We start from the raw sequence: 17,723 nt of genomic DNA on the forward strand, positions 1-17,723 counted from the left end.
AACCGTGCGCAACGCGGGAGCGCACGGTGAGTGACAGCGGAGCCGGGGCGGGCCGGGGCCGGAGCGCATCCCCGCCACATATGCGTGCGGGACGGAGGAAATCCACCCGACAACATGCGGAAATCCCAGGGAGGCGTAACTTGGCCAAAAGATCTGTGATGGTAATCACCGCCGGAGTGTGATCTGCGATTTAGGGCCTCAGCTCCTGCGGCGATAACCTGCCGGACGGACATGCCGCGTATCCGGTCACCGTGTACGCCTCCCTCAGTGACAGCGCCGTCACGTTGCCCTTCGCGGCACGCCCATCGCAGACGAACGAACCGCGATCACTACGGCGATTCTGAGAAGACAAGGGACGGACGCGCGTGGACCTGTTCGAGTACCAGGCGAGGGACCTCTTCGCCAAGCACGGTGTACCGGTGCTGGCCGGTGAAGTCATCGACACGCCTGAGGCGGCGCGCGAGGCGACCCAGCGACTGGGCGGCAAGTCGGTCGTCAAGGCGCAGGTGAAGGTCGGTGGCCGCGGCAAGGCCGGCGGCGTGAAGCTGGCCACCAGTGAGGACGACGCGGTCGAGAAGGCCGGTCAGATCCTGGGCATGGACATCAAGGGCCACACGGTCCACAAGGTGATGATCGCCGAGACCGCTCCGGAGATCGCCGAGGAGTACTACGTCTCGTACCTCCTCGACCGCACCAACCGCACCTTCCTGGCCATGGCCTCCGTCGCGGGCGGCATGGACATCGAAGAGGTCGCGGCCACCCGGCCCGACGAGCTCGCGAAGGTCCCGGTCGACGCCAACGAGGGCGTCACGATCGAGAAGGCCCGCGAGATCGTCGCCCAGGCGAAGTTCCCGGCCGAGGTCGCCGAGAAGGTCGCCGACGTCATGGTGACCCTGTGGAAGACCTTCGTCGCCGAGGACGCGCTCCTCGTCGAGGTCAACCCGCTCGCCAAGGTCGCCAGCGGCGAGGTCATCGCCCTCGACGGCAAGGTGTCCCTGGACGAGAACGCCGAGTTCCGCCAGCCGGAGCACGAGGCGCTGGAGGACAAGGACGCAGCCAACCCGCTCGAGGCTGCGGCCAAGGCCAAGGGTCTGAACTACGTCAAGCTCGACGGCCAGGTCGGCATCATCGGCAACGGCGCGGGTCTCGTCATGAGCACCCTGGACGTCGTCGCCTACGCCGGCGAGGCGCACAACAACGTCAAGCCCGCCAACTTCCTCGACATCGGTGGCGGCGCCTCCGCCGAGGTCATGGCGAACGGCCTGGAGATCATCCTCGGCGACCCGGACGTCAAGTCCGTCTTCGTCAACGTCTTCGGTGGCATCACCGCCTGTGACGAGGTCGCCAACGGCATCGTCCAGGCCCTGGAGCTGCTCAAGTCCAAGGGCGAGGACGTCAACAAGCCCCTGGTCGTGCGCCTCGACGGCAACAACGCGGAGCTCGGTCGCGAGATCCTGTCGAAGGCCAACCACCCGCTGGTGCAGCGCGTGGACACCATGGACGGCGCGGCCGACAAGGCCGCCGAGCTGGCTGCTAAGTAAAGGACGAGGACACAACAACCATGGCTATCTTCCTGACCAAGGAAAGCAAGGTCATCGTCCAGGGCATGACCGGTGCCACTGGCATGAAGCACACCAAGCTGATGCTCGGTGACGGCACCAACATCGTCGGCGGTGTGAACCCGCGCAAGGCCGGCACCAGCGTCGACTTCGACGGTACCGAGGTACCCGTCTTCGGCTCCGTCGCCGAGGCGATGGAGAAGACCGGCGCCGACGTGTCCGTGCTCTTCGTGCCGCCGGCCTTCGCCAAGGCGGCCGTCGTCGAGGCGATCGACGCCGAGATCCCGCTGGCCGTCGTGATCACCGAGGGCATCGCGGTGCACGACTCCGCCGCCTTCTGGGCGTACGCCAAGGCCAAGGGCAACAAGACCCGGATCATCGGCCCGAACTGCCCCGGCCTGATCACCCCCGGCCAGTCCAACGCCGGCATCATCCCGGGCGACATCACCAAGCCCGGCCGCATCGGTCTCGTGTCCAAGTCCGGCACGCTGACCTACCAGATGATGTACGAGCTCCGTGACATCGGCTTCTCCTCGGCCGTCGGCATCGGTGGCGACCCGGTCATCGGCACCACGCACATCGACGCCCTCGAGGCGTTCGAGGCGGACCCCGACACCGACCTGATCGTGATGATCGGTGAGATCGGCGGCGACGCCGAGGAGCGTGCGGCCGACTTCATCAAGGCCAACGTCTCCAAGCCGGTCGTCGGCTACGTCGCGGGCTTCACCGCGCCCGAGGGCAAGACCATGGGCCACGCCGGTGCCATCGTCTCCGGCTCCTCCGGCACCGCCCAGGCGAAGAAGGAGGCCCTGGAGGCCGCCGGCGTCAAGGTCGGCAAGACCCCGTCGGAGACCGCGCGGCTGGCCCGCGAGATCCTCGGCGGCTGACTGGCGTTCCCGCGCCGCCGGACCCGTCCTGCGGCGCAGTGACCCGGACACGGGCCCGTACCCCTTGGGGTGCGGGCCCGCGCCCGTTCCCGGGGGCGGGCCGTGCGGATCAGCGGAGCTCGGGTGCCAGCCGGGCCTGCCGGATCTTCTTCCGTACGGCCGCGTTCCCCTGCTCCCGGGCCGCGTTCCGCCGGTCCCGTGCGGCCTTCCGTTCGTGTGCCGCGTTCCGGTGGTCCCGGGCGTCCGCGCCCTGGTGCCGGTCCGGTGCCGTCCGGGTGTGCGCCGCGCTCGCCCGGTGCCGCTCCGGCGGCGTGTAAGGGGCCGGGGTGAGGGCCACCATCACCAGCGTCACCAGCGCGAACAGCCCGGTCCCGCCGAACGCCGCCCGGGTGATCCGCCGGGCGCTGCGCTCGCTGCCGCTCCGTACGTCTTCCGCGGTGAGCGGCGCCGTCGGCGCCACGTCCGGCAGCGCGGTGATCCGGGCCCGCAGGATCTCGCCCTGCCGTACCGGCGGCTGCCCGTCGAGCCCCAGCCCCGGCAGCAGCGCGGCGAGCCGCTCCCGTGCGTGCGCCAGCCGCGCCGCCGCGGCCGGGACGCTCGCCTCGATCTCGGCCGCGGTCTCCGCCGGCCCGAGCCCGACCACGTCGTGCAGCAGCAGCACCCGCCGGTACGGGGCGGGCAGGCTCAGCAGGGCCGCCGCCAGCGCGCGGTCCGACGGCCCGGCGGCCGACGCGTTCCGCAGGCCGCGGGCGGTCCGCAGCCCGGGACAGAACCGGTGCCACGGCGTCAGCGCGTACTCGTACACCGCCGCCCGCACCCACCCCGCCGGATCCGGATCCACCGCGACCTCCGGCCAGCGCTGCCAGGCCAGCCGGAACCCCCGCTCCACGGCCCGGCGGGCGAGCCACGGCCGCCCGGTGAGCAGATACGCCTGCTGGGCCAGCGCCGCTGCGTGCCGGGTGTGGAGATCGTCGAAGGCGGTGGCGGCCTGCTCGCGCTGGGTCATACACAGCAGTGTGGAAAACCCGCCGCACCGGTGCGGTGCGACACGTCGGGCATTTCGCCAGTACATGGCGGAAAGGTGTCTTATTGGCAGCATGGCGGCGTGAGCCAGTTGATCGAGCGCGGCCCCACGTTGTCCTCGCACGGCCGGACCGCCGCCCAGCGCTCCTCCGCGATCGGCGCGGCCTTCCTCGGCGGGGTGACGGCGGCCGGTCTCGGCCTCGGCGCGCTGACGGTCGCCGTGCTGCTGCTCTGGGTCGCCTCCCCCTACCCCGACAGCGACCCCTCCCGGGCCCTGCATCTCGCCGCCGACCTGTGGCTGCTGGCACACGGCGGCGACCTCGTCCGCACCGCCGCCCACTCCGCCGCCCCGGTCGCCGTGCCCCCGCTGCTGCTCGCCGTCCTCCCGGTCTGGCTGCTCCACCGGGCCGCCCGCCACGCCCTGGCCACCTCGGCCGACGGCCCGCCCGGCCCCGCCCCGTCCACCGGCCCGGCCGCGGACGCCGCCCACCGGGTTCCGCCGCGCACCCTGCTCGGCGCCCTGCTCGCCGGATATCTGCTGATCGTGGCCGGTGCGCTGATCTACGCCTCAAGTGGACGGCTGCGGGCCGAGCCACTGAGCGTGCTGCTGTGCGTACCGGCCACCACGGCCGCCGTCCTCGGCGGCACGGCCTGGCGTCTCCTCCGCCACCCCGGCCCCGAGCTGCTGCCCGCCAAGGTCCTGCGGCTCAGGTCCAGGGCACCGCGCCGGCTGCGGGCGTTCCTCGGCGGCTCCCGGGTCGCCGCCGCCCGCCGGGGCACCGTGTGCCGGGCCGCCGGCACCGCCCTCGGCGCCCTGCTGGCGGCCGGCGGTCTGCTCACCCTGCTCTCGCTCGGCCTGCACGCGGGCCGGGTACGCCACGACCTCCTCCAACTGGCGCCCGACTGGGCGGGCCGCGCCACGGTGCTCCTGCTGTGCCTGGCCCTGCTCCCGAACGCGGCCGTCTGGGGCGCCGCATACGGCCTGGGGCCGGGTTTCACCGTCGGCGCGGGCAGTACGGTCGCCCCGCTGGGGACCTCGGCACATCCCGTGCTGCCACAACTGCCCCTGCTCAGCGGGCTGCCCGACGCCGGCCCTGGTTACCCGCTGACCTGGGCGGTGGCCGTCGTGCCCGTGGCGGCGGGAGTGCTGCTCGCCCGTGAAGTGGCCCGCTCCGCCACCGCGCCGAACTCCCCTGGCGCGCCCTGGTCCTGGTGGCCGACGGCCTGTGTGGCCGCCCTGGGGGCAGGCGCCTGCGGTGTGGTCATGGCCGCGCTCGCGGCCCTCGCCGGCGGCTCACTGGGCACCGGCGCGCTCGCCGCCTTCGGCCCGAGCTGGTGGCGTACGGGCCTGGCGGCAGCGGCCTGGACCGCCCTGACCGGCATCCCGGCCGCACTCGCGCTACGGGTCTGGTGGCTGCGGGTCCAGCGGCGGGAGGCCGAGGCCCCGCGGAACGAACCGGCCCCGCAGGAGCCGTCGAGCACGAAGGACGAGAACGGCGCCACGACGGACGCCGGAGACGGCACCGCGAAGGCCGACAGCGACAGCGGGAACGACAGCGACGCCGAGCCCGACAGTGGCACCCAGCACGACAGCGACGGCGAGGCCCCGCCCGGCAGCGCCCTGGCCGCAGTCCAATGCGGCACGCCCGCCCCCCTCAGGGGCGCGGGGAGCTGCGCGACCGGCCCCGACGCCCCCGCAGACGACTGACGGCCCCGAACTGGCACCCCCGGGCGCCCTCCGGGAACGCTCCGCTACTCCCGCGTCCCCAGCAGCGGCCGCAGCTCCTTGGGGAGCAGGTTCTCGCAGGACTTGCCGGCCGACTGCGTCAGGGCGTCGTTGACGCAGGTGAAGTAGTCGCGGTAGACGATCTGCACGGTGAACGTCGCGGCCACCATCATCAGCGCCAGCGACGCGGTCACCAGCCCCGCGATGGCGGAGGTGACCTGCGGCCGGGTGGAGCCCGGCGCGGACGGGGCACCGGGCCGGTCGCCGCGGTCGGGCTGCTCGGCGGCGGGCGCGGGCCGGCCCTCCATGGCGGCGGTGGTCGCCGCGGCGGAGGCCTTCGCGGGGCTCGGCTTGGCACGCAGCGCGCTGATGCCCCAGTAGATCGCCAGCGCACCCAGCAGCAGCGCGACCTCCGGCAGGCTGAACAGCACGAAGAAGAACGACCACATACCGGCGAGGAGTGCGTAGCGCGCCCGGCGCTGGGCCGGGTCGGTGGGGTCCCAGCGCAGTCCGCCCGGGCCTCCGGGACCGCCGGGACCACCAGGGCCGCCCTGCTGGCCGTTGCGTCCGCCGGGCCGGGTGCCGAAGCCGCCGTTCTGCCGCCCCGGCTGCCGGGGGCTCCACTGGCTGCCCCAGCTCGGCGTCGACTCGTCCTGCGGCTGCTCCTCGTCGCCGTCGCCGTCCTGGCCGGACCGGTGCGGGGCGGGGTGGCGCGGGCGCCAGGCCTGGTCGGGGGTGCCGGCCGGCGGCGGGGCGAAGGGGTTGTCCCGTTCGGTGTCCGGGGAGTCCGGGGTGGTGGGCTCCGACGACGAGGACGACGACTTGCGCTCCCGCGGCAGCAGCACCGCCCCGGGGGCGGTGGCGGGCAGCAGGAGCAGGAGGGCCGCGCGGCGGCGTCGGTCCGTCATCTGAGGTGTGTCTTCCCCTTGTCTCGTCCGCGCGCGGGCCTCGGCGGCGGGCGCGCGGTTACCACGAACTGCATGCAGTCTTACGCCTGACGCTACCTCCCGTGCCCGCCCCCGTCCCGTGGGGGCCGCGCGGTGTGCCGGTATCGTTGCTGACGGTCGGCGCCTTCGTAGGGTTCCCCGGATCTGCGGTACCCGCAGTCTTGTACGACCACACAAAGCACGCGAGATCGGAAAAGAGCCCCGCCGTGGCTTCCTCCCCACCCCCCGTCCAGCCCGCCCGACCCGGCCGCCCGGCCCGCATCGTCGCGCTCGTCTCCGGTTCCGGGACGAACCTTCAGGCGCTGCTGGACGCCATCGCCGCGCAGGGCCCGGAGGTGTACGGGGCCGAGGTCGTCGCCGTCGGCGCCGACCGGGGTGCCATCGCGGGGCTGGAGCGCGCCGCGGCCGCCGGGCTCCCGACGTTCGTCTGCCGGGTCAAGGACTACGACAGCCGTGCGGACTGGGATGCGGCGCTCACCGAGGCGACCGCCGCGTACGAGCCCGACCTGGTGGTCTCGGCCGGCTTCATGAAGATCCTGGGCAAGGAGTTCCTCGCCCGCTTCGGTGGCCGCACGGTCAACACCCACCCGGCGCTGCTGCCGAGTTTTCCCGGTGCCCACGGCGTGCGCGACGCACTCGCGTACGGCGCGAAGGTCACCGGATGCACCGTCCACTTCGTCGACGACGGTGTCGACACCGGCCCGATCATCGCCCAGGGCGTGGTCGGGATCCGGGACGAGGACGACGAATCCGCGCTGCATGAGCGCATCAAGGAAGTCGAGCGATCGCTGCTCGTCGAGGTCGTGGGGCAACTGGCCCGGCACGGCTACCGCATTGAGGGACGAAAGGTACGTATCTCGTGACCGCCACCGAAGGCACGAAGCGGCCCATCCGCCGCGCGCTGGTCAGCGTCTACGACAAGTCCGGGCTGGAGGAGCTGGCGCAGGGCCTGCACGCGGCGGGCGTCCAGCTGGTCTCCACCGGATCGACGGCCGCGAAGATCGCTGCGGCCGGGGTGCCGGTCACCAAGGTCGAGGAGCTGACGGGCTTCCCCGAGTGCCTCGACGGCCGGGTCAAGACCCTGCACCCGAAGGTGCACGCCGGCATCCTGGCCGACCTCCGCCTGGAGGACCACCGCCAGCAGCTGGTCGAACGGCTCGGCGTCGAGCCGTTCGACCTGGTCATCGTCAACCTCTACCCGTTCCGGGAGACCGTGGCCTCCGGCGCCACCCCCGACGAGTGTGTGGAGCAGATCGACATCGGCGGCCCCTCGATGGTCCGCGCCGCCGCCAAGAACCACCCGTCGGTGGCCGTCGTCGTCAACCCCGCCCACTACGGCGAGGTCCTCAAGGCCGTCGCCGACGGCGGCTTCGCGCTGGACGGGCGCAAGCGGCTGGCGGCGGAGGCCTTCCAGCACACCGCGGCCTACGACGTGGCCGTCGCCTCGTGGTTCCTCGACGGCTACGCGGACGACGCGACCTTCCCCGAGTTCCTCGGCGCCACCTACTCCCGCAAGAACGTCCTGCGCTACGGCGAGAACCCGCACCAGGGCGCCGCGCTGTACGTGGACGGCAGCGGCGGGCTCGCGGAGGCCGAGCAGCTGCACGGCAAGGAGATGTCGTACAACAACTACACGGACACCGACGCCGCGCGCCGGGCCGCGTACGACCACAGCGAGCCCTGCGTCGCGATCATCAAGCACGCCAACCCGTGCGGTATCGCGGTGGCCGCGGATGTCGCCGAGGCGCACCGCAACGCGCACGCCTGTGACCCGCTGTCGGCCTTCGGCGGTGTCATCGCCGTCAACCGCCCGGTCTCCGTGGCGATGGCCGAGCAGGTCGCCGAGATCTTCACCGAGGTCATCGTGGCCCCCGGCTACGAGGACGGCGCGGTCGAGATCCTCGCCCGCAAGAAGAACATCCGGGTGCTGCGCTGCCCCGAGGCGCCGTCGAACCCGGTAGAGGTCAAGCCGGTTGACGGCGGTGCGCTGCTCCAGGTCACCGACCGGCTCCAGGCCGAGGGCGACGACCCGGCGCACTGGACGCTGGCCAGCGGTGCCGCGCTGCCCGCCGCGGAACTGGCCGAGCTGGCCTTCGCCTGGCGGGCCTGCCGTGCCGTCAAGTCCAACGCGATCCTGCTCGCCAAGGACGGTGCCACGGTCGGCGTCGGCATGGGCCAGGTCAACCGCGTCGACTCCGCGAAGCTCGCGGTGCAGCGCGCGGGCGAGGAGCGGGCGCGGGGCTCCTACGCGGCCTCCGACGCCTTCTTCCCGTTCCCCGACGGCTTCGAGGTGCTGGCCGAGGCCGGCGTCAAGGCCGTGGTCCAGCCCGGTGGTTCGGTCCGCGACGAGCAGGTCGTCGAGGCCGCGCAGAAGGCCGGCGTGACGATGTACTTCACGGGCACCCGGCACTTCTTCCACTGAGCCGCACAAACGCCCCGAGGGCCGCACCCGCGCGGGGTGCGGCCCTCGGTCGCTCGCGTCCGCCGTGCTCAGTAACGCGGCCGGTTGAACCAGGCGTTGCCCTCGTCCTTGGCGACGAAGACCAGCACCAGGACACCGAGGACCGTGTGCACCAGGCCGAGCGGGAACGTGCACAGGCTCAGGATGAGGTTGGCGACACCGAAGACGATGGTGCCGACCCGGACCCCGCCGCCGCCGTTGGCGAACTGGAGGGCCAGCGTGATCGCGGTAGCGGTGAAGATCACGATGATCACGATCACCGCGATCAGCAGGCCCTTGCCGACGTTCATCGCCGTGATGTCGTCCGCGGCGGCGTACGTCGAGGCTTCGTGCGAGGCCTTGCTGACGCCGCCCAGCCCCATCACCGCGAGGACCAGGCCGATGAGGTTCAGACCGGACAGCACGAACAGCAGCACCCGGGCGGCCTTGACGCTGCCGGGCATCACCATGGGGTACTGCGGCTGCATCCCGGGCACGGGACCGCCCGGGTAGCCGCCGTACGGGGCCATCGGCTGCTGCGGCTGCGGCGGCTGCTGGGGATAGCCGTAGTTGGGCTGCTGGCCCGGCGGCTGACCGTAGGGATTCTGGTTGGGGTAGCTCACGAGCGGTGTCCTTCGGGCGACTTGAGGCGGTATCGGCGAGCGCCGCGAAGGCCCCGTTCGCGGTGGCGAGGGGGCCTTCGGGGGCTGTTCAGGGCGTCCGTGCAGCCCAGAGCGGGCTTACTTGACGCTCACGACCACGGTGCCGGCGAGCTTGTCCGCCCAGGTCTGGCTCTTGTCGTCCCACAGCGGCCACAGCCAGCCGAGGCCGCACAGCAGGCCGTTCAGGTAGCGGCAGAGGTAGCGCACGAAGGTCATACCGAAGCCGAGGGGCTGGCCGGTGGCCTCCTTGATGACCTTGACGCCCATCACCTTCTTGCCCGGGGTCTGGCCGGAGGCGCCTTCCTTGGCGATGAGGAAGAAGGTCCCGCCGATCATGAGCAGCCATGCCAGGGCCATGATGATGAGGGCGCCGACCGGCGTGCTGCTCGACGCGGCGGTGTCGTAGGCGTCGCTGATGCACTGCACATCGCCCGGCGGGCAGGACGAAGTGTCCGGGGTGGTCGACGCGGAGCCGACCATGATGCCGCCGATGATGTACAGGATGATCGGCACCGCGGCGATGATCAGGCCGTCGAGCAGGAAGGCGCCCAGTCGGGCACCCCAGCTCGCGTACCCCATGGGCATGCCCGGCATCGGCTGGCCGTAAGGCGCCGCCTGCTGCGGGTAGGCGCCGTAGGCCTGCTGCTGCGGCGGGACGGCCTGCTGCTGGGGGTAGCCGTACGGCTGCTGCTGCGGGGCCTGCTGGGGGTAGCCGTAGCCGGGCTGGCCCTGCTGCGGCGGGACCGGCGGCTGCTGGCCGTACGGGCCCTGCGGCGCCTGCGGCGGCTGCTGCTGCCCGTACGGGTTGTTCGGGTCACCAAAGCTCATCTGCTGTTTTCCTCCGTTGGGTCAGTGGGGGACACAAGGCGTGACGCGGAGGAAAAACAGGATTCACTGGCCACCCCCCGACGAAGCCTGCGGCACTGCGGCGTCAATCCTTCTAGTTGCGCATTCACTCTGTCCAGTCAAGGGGTCTCACCGTTGTCCAAGTGCAATGATCAATTCCGGCCATCGGGGACCCGCATGCCCTGATTGGAACGTCACCGCCCTCATCCGGGAAGATGGGGGGTATGACTGCCCAGATCCTGGATGGCAAGGCCACCGCAGCCGCTATCAAGTCCGAGCTCACCACCCGCGTCGAGGCACTGAAGGCCAAGGGCGTACAGCCCGGTCTGGGCACCCTCCTGGTGGGCGACGACCCGGGAAGCCGCTGGTACGTCAACGGCAAGCACCGCGACTGCGCCCAGGTCGGCATCGCCTCGATCCAGCGCGAACTGCCCGAGACCGCCACCCAGGAAGAGATCGAGGCCGTCGTACGGGAGCTGAACGAGGACCCCGCCTGCACCGGCTACATCGTCCAACTTCCGCTCCCCAAGGGCATCGACGCCAACCGCGTCCTGGAGCTGATGGATCCGGCCAAGGACGCCGACGGGCTGCACCCGATGAGCCTGGGCCGGCTGGTGCTCGGCATCGAGGGCCCGCTGCCCTGCACCCCGTACGGGATCGTCCAGCTGCTGCGGCGGCACGAGGTCGAGATCAAGGGCGCGCACGTGGTCGTCGTCGGCCGCGGCATCACCATCGGCCGCCCGATGCCGCTGGTGCTCACCCGCAAGTCCGAGAACGCCACGGTGACCCAGTGCCACACCGGCACCCGGGATCTGTCGTCGCACCTCAAGCAGGCCGACATCATCGTCGCCGCGGCCGGTGTGCCGCACATCATCAAGCCCGAGGACATCAAGCCCGGCGCGGCCGTCCTGGACGTCGGGGTCAGCCGTGACGAGGCCGGCAAGATCGTCGGCGATGTGCACCCCGGTGTCGCCGAGGTGGCCGGCTGGGTCGCCCCCAACCCGGGCGGTGTCGGGCCGATGACCCGCGCCCAGCTGCTGGTCAATGTCGTCGAGGCCGCCGAGCGCGCGGCCGGCTGAGCGCGGCCGGACCTGAGACCCTTGTCTGTGACAGACATATCCGGCGACCGGAAGGGACTGCCTGCCATGGGTGCCGATGCGCATTCGGATGGAGCCTCCGAGCCGCAGCGCTCCTCGCGCCGCTTTCCGACGCTGACCCGCGACACGGCCCGCCCGGAAGGCGGCGGGCGCGCCGCCGCGGGCGGCTACCCCGCGCCCGCCCGGCAGTGGCCGCTGCTCAGCGTCATGGGCGGGGTCGCGGTCGGACTGCTGCTGGTGGCGCTCGACGCGTTCCGTATCGGCGTGCTGGTGATCGGGCTCGCTCTCCTGGCCGGCGCGGTGCTGCGGTGGGCGCTGCCGTCGGTGGGCATGCTGGCCGTCCGCTCCCGCTTCACGGACATGACGATCTACGGTCTGCTCGGCTTCGTGATCGTGATGCTGTCGCTGATGGTGCAGCCCAAGCCGTGGATCCACATCCCGTTCCTGGACGACATCGTGCACTTCACGGTGCGCTAGCTGTATTGACCCGCAGCCCCCGCCCCTGGCGATGACGGCGGCCCGCCTCCTCCCCCTCGGGAGCAGGCGGGCCGCCGTCGTTCTGTGACGTGCCTTACCCGGTCGGCCGGGTCAGCGCACGCACCACTTGTTGGAGTAGATGGTCATGAGGTTGCTGCCGATGAACCGCCAGCCGGTGCCACGGTTCAGCTTCGCGTGCCCGCCCCGGTAGTTGGGCTTCTCGTAGACGGTCACGCTGCACTGGCTGCCGTTGTTGTACGCGGACAGCGGGTACCTGAAGGCACCGCCATAGGGCTTGAGGTTCCGGTTGTTCGACCTGACCTTCTTCGGGGTGCCCTGGAAGTTCGTCTTCGGGTAGACGCACAGGTAGGTGCGGGGGCAGTTGGCCGGCGCCCGCTGGACGGTGACCGAGCCGTGCTTGGCCGGTGCGGGGGCGGCGGACGCGCCCGCGGCGGGGGCCAGTGCCAGGCCGCCGGTGAGCGCCGCGGCGGCCGCGGCGAGGGCGATGCGCTTGCGGACGTTCATGGTGTGGGTTCCTCCCCGTGTACGGCGGAGGCGCGTCGGCCGCGCCACCCGCTGATTGCGCCACCGACTGTGCGCCCACCCGCCGTTGTCCGGCCACGGCAACCGCCCCGGTGGGGACGCCGTGGGATGTCCCACCCGCTGACCTGCGGGGACGTCACCGCCCCGGAGGCTTCGGTGGGACGGGGAGGGGGCGGACGGCGGCCCGGACGGCGGTCCGTGCGGCATCCGGAACGGCAAAGGGCGGAAACGGAGGGAGCATCCGCGCCATCATCGGCGCCAAAGGGGGCCATGGCCTCGGGGGAGAACGGACGCGTATGGGGTGGGACATGTCGCGTTGGAGCGGGCTGCCCGCATCGCTGGACCAGCGGATGCGGCAACTGGTCGTACAGCTACGGAGGTTGAAGGACCACAGCGGGCTGAGCCTGGCCGCGCTCGCCGCCCGTACCCCGTACAGCAAGTCGTCCTGGGAGCGCTATCTCAACGGCAAGAAGCTGCCGCCGGCCGGTGCCGTGGAGGCGCTGGCGCGGCTCTGCGGGGCCGATGTGACCCGGCTGCTGGCGCTGCACGAGGTCGCCGCGCAGACCTGGCGCGCCGGACGTCCGGCGCCGGAAGCCCGGCCGCCGGTACCGGTGGTCCAACCGGCCACGCCGGTCCAACCGGTCCCGCGGATCGCGCCGGTCCCGCCGGACCCGCAAAACAGCCGGAGCGGCCCGCCACCGCGCGCGGCGGGGGGCGAGGCGCCGCTCCCCGCCGTGCACACCGTTCCCGGGCGGCCCGGTCGCCAGGTGCCGCTCGGGCCGCTCGTCCTGGGCGCGCTGGCCGTGCTCGTCGTGGTGCTGCCGGTCCTGCGCCCGTGGCAGGACCAGCTCGCCGCCGGGCGCGGTACGGGCGCCGCGATGGCCGGGCGCGCCCTCGGTGCCGCACCGGAGTTCACGTCCCGGCCGGGGGAGACCTTCGACTGCCGGGTCCGGCGCCAGGGCGGCGCTCTCTACGCCGGGCACAGCCGTACGGGCAGCACGGTCCTGGGCGGCGGCGCGGAGGGCTGGGACGTCGTCGAGGCGCAGTGCCTGCTGCGCCGCCACGGGTACGACCCGGGTGTGGTGGACGGCCTCGTCGGCGGCCGCACGCTCCGCGCCGTCAAGCGTCTCCAGGCCGGATCGGGGCTGCCCACGGACGGGATCGTGGGCCCCGGCACCTGGAAGGCGCTGCGCCGGTGAGCGGGCCCGGTGGTGCGCCGCGGGGCGGGGTCGAGAGTTCCCGGCTGGCCGCGGGGCTGCGGGATTTACGGGCGCGCACCGGGCTGAGCCTGGCCGCGCTGGCCGCCCGCACCCCGTACAGCAAGTCGTCCTGGGAGCGCTATCTCAACGGCAAGAAGCTGCCGCCCCGGGACGCGGTCGAGGCGCTGTGCCGGCTGGCGGGGGAACCGCCAGGCCGGCTGGTGGCGCTGTGGGAGCTGGCGGACGCGGCCTGGAGCGGCCGGGGCCGGTCCGGCGCGGCGCAGGCCCGGGACGGCGGGAGCGCGGCGGCCCACGGGCCGGAGAGGGTAACTGCGCCGGGCCCGGCCGCGGTTGCGGCGGCCGGGCCCCCGGCGGACGGCGAAGCCACGCCGCGGACGGCACAGCGGCTGGCGGGCCTGGCGGCCGGTGCCGGGGCCGGCGGGGTGGCGCTCGCCGCGGCGCTGGCCCTCTGGACGGCAGTCGGCGCGGGCGGCCTGGTGACGGGCGCCGTGCCCGACGCTTCCGAGATGACCGGCTGCCGGGCGAGGGCGTGTGACGGCAAGGACCCGGAGTCGATGCGCTGTGATCTGCCGGACCTGGTGCGGACGCCCCTGGAGCGCACCGCGGCCGGGGGCGAGCGGGTGCAGCTCCTTTACGGCACGGTGTGCGGCGCGGCCTGGGGGCGGGTCCGGGACGGCCGGATCGGGGACCGGGTCGAGGTGGTGGCGCCGGGGGTGGCACCGCGGTCGGTGCGGGTGCTGGACCGGTTCGACGCCGAGGACGCGCTCGTCACGCCGATGGCGGCGGCCCGCGGGCCCGAGGGCGTCCGGCTGTGCCTCTATCCGGCGGGCGGCGGGGCCCGGGAATGCTTCTCGGCATGATGCCTGACCGCGGCCGATATTGATGCCATCTTGGCCGGTTCTTGTCAGGATTCGTACGGAAGTCGTCCGGACTCCGTCGGAAATGCCACACTGCTGGGGTCACGGGGCGCACGAACGGGTGAACTATGCCCGCATGTTCCCGTGTGCCCGTGAAGGGAAACGCCGTCCTGACCGGGGGCGTCCCACGGGGAGCAAGGAGGGCGGACCGGGGGGCCGCGCTCGGGCACGTACGCGGGGGGATAGGGGGAGGCAATGCCTCGCTGGAAGGCGCTGCCGGAGGAACTGGACCCGCAGGTGCGGGAGTTCGCCGGTCAGCTGCGCAGGCTCGTGGACCGCAGCGGCCTGAGTGTGGCCGCCCTCGCGGACGCCACGGGCTACAGCAAAACGTCCTGGGAGCGCTATCTCAACGGGCGGCTGCTGCCACCGCAGCGCGCCGTGGTCGCGCTCGCCGAGGCGACCGGCGCCCATCCCGCCCACCTCACCACCCTGTGGGAGCTGGCCGAACGGGCCTGGAGCCGCGACGAGATGCGGCAGGACGTCACCATGGAAGCGATCAGCGTGGCCCAGGCGCGCGCCGCGCTCGGGTGGGACGCCGACCAGGCCGAACCCCCGGCGAAGAGCGCGAGATTCACCAAGGCGACGAAGGCCGCACCGGCGCCGGGCACGACGCAGATGCCCTCGGTGCCCCAACAGCGGCGCACGGACAGCCCGTCGGCCGCGGACTTTCCCGAATGGGCGGCGGCCGCGGCCCCGTCCCCGGCGGCGCCCACGCCCCAGGGCCCGGCCCGGCGCACCCGCCGCGGCCGGACCCTCATGATCGCCGCCGGAGCGGCCGGTGTGGCGCTGCTGGGCGGCGCCGCCTTCCTCCTGCTCAACCCCGGCACCGACACGGCCAAGAAGACGGCGGCCTCCCGGCCCGCGGCCGCGCCGAGCGCGAAGCAGGTCCTGCCCGCCGGGGTGCGCTGCACCGGCGCCGGCTGCGTGGGCAAGGACCCGGAGGCGATGGGCTGCGGCGGCGCGCACGCCATCACCCCGTCCCGCGGCCGGGCGGGCCGGGCGGTGATAGAGGTCCGCTACAGCAAGGTCTGCCACACGGCCTGGGCCCGGATCAGCCGGGCGGCACCGGGCGACCAGGCCACCCTCAGCGCCGGCGGCCACAGCGCCACGGCACAGGCCGAGCGGGACGGCGCCGCCTACACCCCGATGGTCGAGGTGACCGGCGACCCGGCGAAGGTCGCGGCCTGCGGGACGACCGTCGCGGGCGTGAAGGGCTGCTCCCGTCCGGTTCCGGCCACGCCCGCCGGAGCACCCGCCCCCTCGACCGCCCCCTCGACCGGCGCCGCGGTCCGCTAGAGCGCCCCTGGCACGGGCGGCAACCGCACCGCGCGGGGGCCGCCCGGCCGCCCCGCGGACCCGGGAACACCGCCCGCGGAGGATGTCCGAAAGACGGGGGGCATGCCCTCCGGGATCGCGGGCAGGCGAACGATTACCCCCCACGGGTGTGGCACAACTCGGCGGCCGCCCGCACTCCCCCCTCCTTAGAGCGGGTGGCCGCCGCCTCTCGCCCACGGGGGCCCGCGCGGAGCGCACACCGGACCCCGCAAGCCCTGTTCCGGACGGCCGTACGGACGCCCCGGGCCACCCGGTGAGGTGTTGCACACCGGCCCGCCGCCTGCCCCGGGCAGGGGTCCGATAGCCTGACGACCGGGTCTCTCGATACCAAGAGACCTCGATAGCCGGGCAGGGACACCCACCGCCAACCATGGTGGTCCAGGGGCTTGCCCCCGGAAAACACCGCGCAGGAGATCGCCATGACCCGCACCCCCGTCAATGTCACCGTCACCGGCGCAGCCGGCCAGATCGGTTACGCACTGCTCTTCCGCATCGCTTCCGGTCATCTGCTCGGCGCCGACGTGCCGGTCAAGCTGCGCCTTCTGGAGATCCCCCAGGGTCTGAAGGCCGCCGAGGGCACCGCGATGGAGCTCGACGACTGCGCCTTCCCGCTGCTCCAGGGCATCGACATCTCCGACGACCCGAACGTGGCCTTCGACGGCGCGAATGTCGCGCTGCTGGTCGGCGCCCGCCCCCGTACCAAGGGCATGGAGCGCGGCGACCTCCTGGAGGCCAACGGCGGCATCTTCAAGCCGCAGGGCAAGGCCATCAACGACCACGCCGCGGACGACATCAAGGTCCTGGTCGTCGGCAACCCCGCCAACACCAACGCGCTGATCGCCCAGGCCGCCGCGCCGGACGTACCGCGTGAGCGCTTCACCGCGATGACCCGTCTGGACCACAACCGCGCGCTCTCGCAGCTCTCGAAGAAGACCGGCACCCCGGTGTCCGAGATCCAGAAGCTGACGATCTGGGGCAACCACTCCGCCACCCAGTACCCCGACATCTTCCACGCCACGGTCGCCGGCAAGAACGCCGCCGAGGTCGTCAATGACCAGAAGTGGCTGGCCGAGGACTTCATCCCGACCGTCGCCAAGCGCGGTGCGGCGATCATCGAGGCCCGTGGCGCGTCCTCCGCGGCCTCCGCCGCCAACGCCGCCATCGACCACGTCCACACCTGGGTCAACGGCACCGCCGCCGGCGACTGGACCTCGATGGGCATCCCCTCGGACGGCTCCTACGGCGTCCCGGAGGGCCTGATCTCCTCCTTCCCCGTCACCACCAAGGACGGCAAGTACGAGATCGTCCAGGGCCTGGAGATCAACGACTTCTCCCGCGAGCGCATCGACGCGTCCGTCAAGGAGCTGACGGAGGAGCGCGAGGCCGTCCGCGGTCTCGGCCTCCTCGGCTGACCCACCGCCGCGGCCGCCCCACCCGGGCGGCACCGCAGCCCCACGAGCCCGCACGGTCCGCAACGGCCGTGCGGGCTCGGTCATGTGGGTCCGGTCATGCCGGCTCGGCTCCCGGCTCCTTTTCGTCGGCCTCTTCGTCACCGTCCGCCGCCACGGGCAGCCGCGCGCCCCGGCTGTCGGCGACCCGCAGCACATCGCCGAAGGACTGCGTGGTCGCCCGCAGCGCCCGCCGCAGCGCGTGTTCCCCCGCCTTGCCGTCGTCCAGTACGGCCACCGCGCCCTTGAGCACCTCGGCACCGTCACACAACTGCTCCGCCTCGACCTCATCGGCCAGCCGCGACAGCACACCCCCGGCCCCGTCCGCCGACAAGAAGCACGGCTTCCCGCCCTCGCTCTCCCACGGCAGCAGGCGCAGCCCCGGCGCGGGTGCGAGGGCGGCATCCCGGTCGTAACTCATGCTCATTGACTCCCAGAAGTTGGTTGCGCGAGAAGGCGGCACAGCCGGCCGAACGACCCGTTACGTTGGGTGTGTTCAGCGTTGCGCCCCGTAGCGCGGGTCGCAACGTCAGACGCGTGACATTCGCCATCTGGCACCAAGGGGGATGCGGTGAGCCGACGACGACGCAACGCCA

General features: G+C 72.8%; 17 protein-coding genes. 11 read left to right on the top strand and 6 right to left on the bottom strand.

Annotated elements, in window-relative coordinates; genetic code table 11:
- The first annotated feature begins 365 nt into the window (after window positions 1-365).
- Both sucC and sucD read left to right on the top strand, forming a co-directional pair.
- Window positions 366-1,541 (top strand): ADP-forming succinate--CoA ligase subunit beta, encoded by a 1,176-nt coding sequence (gene sucC / locus CP981_RS23860; protein WP_085927643.1) that lies wholly within the window; start codon window positions 366-368, stop codon window positions 1,539-1,541.
- A gap of 20 nt (window positions 1,542-1,561) precedes the next feature.
- Window positions 1,562-2,446, top strand: coding sequence for a succinate--CoA ligase subunit alpha (sucD, locus tag CP981_RS23865; RefSeq protein ID WP_018089556.1), 885 nt, complete (start codon window positions 1,562-1,564; stop codon window positions 2,444-2,446).
- 109 nt (window positions 2,447-2,555) lie between these two features.
- Here sucD and CP981_RS23870 read toward each other — a convergent pair whose 3' ends face one another.
- Window positions 2,556-3,452: a sigma factor-like helix-turn-helix DNA-binding protein gene (locus CP981_RS23870; RefSeq protein ID WP_244329767.1), complete on the bottom strand. Its 897-nt coding sequence runs from the start codon at window positions 3,450-3,452 to the stop codon at window positions 2,556-2,558.
- Between the two features lie 99 nt (window positions 3,453-3,551).
- Between CP981_RS23870 and CP981_RS23875 the strand changes: the two genes are divergently transcribed.
- On the top strand, window positions 3,552-5,177 hold the full coding sequence (locus tag CP981_RS23875; protein ID WP_244329768.1) for a cell division protein PerM: 1,626 nt from the start codon (window positions 3,552-3,554) through the stop codon (window positions 5,175-5,177).
- 44 nt (window positions 5,178-5,221) lie between these two features.
- On the opposite strand, the gene CP981_RS23880 is transcribed toward CP981_RS23875, so the two are convergent.
- Window positions 5,222-6,103, bottom strand: coding sequence for a hypothetical protein (locus tag CP981_RS23880; RefSeq protein WP_085927641.1), 882 nt, complete (start codon window positions 6,101-6,103; stop codon window positions 5,222-5,224).
- A gap of 245 nt (window positions 6,104-6,348) precedes the next feature.
- On the opposite strand from CP981_RS23880, the gene purN reads away from it, so the two are divergent.
- Entirely contained in the window at window positions 6,349-7,005 is a 657-nt protein-coding gene (gene purN, locus CP981_RS23885; RefSeq protein ID WP_085927640.1) for a phosphoribosylglycinamide formyltransferase, read from the top strand.
- Window positions 7,002-8,564, top strand: coding sequence for a bifunctional phosphoribosylaminoimidazolecarboxamide formyltransferase/IMP cyclohydrolase (gene purH / locus CP981_RS23890; RefSeq protein WP_085927639.1), 1,563 nt, complete (start codon window positions 7,002-7,004; stop codon window positions 8,562-8,564). Before purN ends, purH begins: the two co-directional genes overlap by 4 nt.
- Before the next feature lie 68 nt (window positions 8,565-8,632).
- On the opposite strand, the gene CP981_RS23895 is transcribed toward purH, so the two are convergent.
- Window positions 8,633-9,205, bottom strand: a complete 573-nt coding sequence (locus CP981_RS23895; protein WP_085927638.1) for a hypothetical protein — start codon at window positions 9,203-9,205, stop codon at window positions 8,633-8,635.
- A gap of 117 nt (window positions 9,206-9,322) precedes the next feature.
- Window positions 9,323-10,072 (bottom strand): RDD family protein, encoded by a 750-nt coding sequence (locus tag CP981_RS23900; RefSeq protein ID WP_085927637.1) that lies wholly within the window; start codon window positions 10,070-10,072, stop codon window positions 9,323-9,325.
- Between the two features lie 242 nt (window positions 10,073-10,314).
- Between CP981_RS23900 and CP981_RS23905 the strand changes: the two genes are divergently transcribed.
- Window positions 10,315-11,169 (top strand): bifunctional methylenetetrahydrofolate dehydrogenase/methenyltetrahydrofolate cyclohydrolase, encoded by an 855-nt coding sequence (locus CP981_RS23905; RefSeq protein ID WP_085927636.1) that lies wholly within the window; start codon window positions 10,315-10,317, stop codon window positions 11,167-11,169.
- A gap of 66 nt (window positions 11,170-11,235) precedes the next feature.
- On the top strand, window positions 11,236-11,664 hold the full coding sequence (locus CP981_RS23910; protein ID WP_085927635.1) for a DUF3017 domain-containing protein: 429 nt from the start codon (window positions 11,236-11,238) through the stop codon (window positions 11,662-11,664).
- 111 nt (window positions 11,665-11,775) lie between these two features.
- Here CP981_RS23910 and CP981_RS37855 read toward each other — a convergent pair whose 3' ends face one another.
- Complete coding sequence (locus CP981_RS37855) at window positions 11,776-12,189, bottom strand: peptidase inhibitor family I36 protein (protein ID WP_158092698.1); 414 nt, start codon at window positions 12,187-12,189, stop codon at window positions 11,776-11,778.
- A gap of 326 nt (window positions 12,190-12,515) precedes the next feature.
- Between CP981_RS37855 and CP981_RS23920 the strand changes: the two genes are divergently transcribed.
- From CP981_RS23920 to CP981_RS23935, 4 genes are all read left to right on the top strand, one after another.
- Window positions 12,516-13,406 (top strand): helix-turn-helix domain-containing protein, encoded by an 891-nt coding sequence (locus CP981_RS23920; RefSeq protein ID WP_085927652.1) that lies wholly within the window; start codon window positions 12,516-12,518, stop codon window positions 13,404-13,406.
- The gene (locus CP981_RS23925) at window positions 13,403-14,287 is read left to right on the top strand and encodes a helix-turn-helix domain-containing protein (protein WP_085927633.1); all 885 of its coding nucleotides are present in this window, start codon (window positions 13,403-13,405) and stop codon (window positions 14,285-14,287) included. Before CP981_RS23920 ends, CP981_RS23925 begins: the two co-directional genes overlap by 4 nt.
- Window positions 14,288-14,539: 252 nt before the next feature.
- Entirely contained in the window at window positions 14,540-15,640 is a 1,101-nt protein-coding gene (locus CP981_RS23930) for a helix-turn-helix domain-containing protein (RefSeq protein WP_085927632.1), read from the top strand.
- Between the two features lie 458 nt (window positions 15,641-16,098).
- The gene (locus CP981_RS23935) at window positions 16,099-17,091 is read left to right on the top strand and encodes a malate dehydrogenase (protein ID WP_085927631.1); all 993 of its coding nucleotides are present in this window, start codon (window positions 16,099-16,101) and stop codon (window positions 17,089-17,091) included.
- Window positions 17,092-17,185: 94 nt separating this feature from the next.
- On the opposite strand, the gene CP981_RS23940 is transcribed toward CP981_RS23935, so the two are convergent.
- A complete protein-coding gene (locus tag CP981_RS23940) occupies window positions 17,186-17,548 on the bottom strand; it encodes a hypothetical protein (RefSeq protein ID WP_085927630.1) in 363 nt (120 codons plus the stop codon).
- Between the last annotated feature and the right edge of the window lie 175 nt (window positions 17,549-17,723).

It is taken from the genome of Streptomyces platensis (assembly GCF_008704855.1).
Classification (GTDB): domain Bacteria; phylum Actinomycetota; class Actinomycetes; order Streptomycetales; family Streptomycetaceae; genus Streptomyces; species Streptomyces platensis.

Bases quoted from the DNA above. Each gene is read 5' to 3' on its own strand.
- CP981_RS37855 (WP_158092698.1), bottom strand. From the start codon at position 12,189: ATGAACGTCCGCAAGCGCATCGCCCTCGCCGCGGCCGCCGCGGCGCTC.
- CP981_RS23870 (WP_244329767.1), bottom strand. From the start codon at position 3,452: ATGACCCAGCGCGAGCAGGCCGCCACCGCCTTCGACGATCTCCACACC.
- CP981_RS23920 (WP_085927652.1), top strand. From the start codon at position 12,516: ATGTCGCGTTGGAGCGGGCTGCCCGCATCGCTGGACCAGCGGATGCGG.
- CP981_RS23930 (WP_085927632.1), top strand. From the start codon at position 14,540: ATGCCTCGCTGGAAGGCGCTGCCGGAGGAACTGGACCCGCAGGTGCGG.
- sucD (WP_018089556.1), top strand. From the start codon at position 1,562: ATGGCTATCTTCCTGACCAAGGAAAGCAAGGTCATCGTCCAGGGCATG.
- CP981_RS23880 (WP_085927641.1), bottom strand. From the start codon at position 6,103: ATGACGGACCGACGCCGCCGCGCGGCCCTCCTGCTCCTGCTGCCCGCC.
- CP981_RS23905 (WP_085927636.1), top strand. From the start codon at position 10,315: ATGACTGCCCAGATCCTGGATGGCAAGGCCACCGCAGCCGCTATCAAG.
- CP981_RS23900 (WP_085927637.1), bottom strand. From the start codon at position 10,072: ATGAGCTTTGGTGACCCGAACAACCCGTACGGGCAGCAGCAGCCGCCG.
- CP981_RS23910 (WP_085927635.1), top strand. From the start codon at position 11,236: ATGGGTGCCGATGCGCATTCGGATGGAGCCTCCGAGCCGCAGCGCTCC.
- CP981_RS23940 (WP_085927630.1), bottom strand. From the start codon at position 17,548: ATGAGTTACGACCGGGATGCCGCCCTCGCACCCGCGCCGGGGCTGCGC.
- CP981_RS23935 (WP_085927631.1), top strand. From the start codon at position 16,099: ATGACCCGCACCCCCGTCAATGTCACCGTCACCGGCGCAGCCGGCCAG.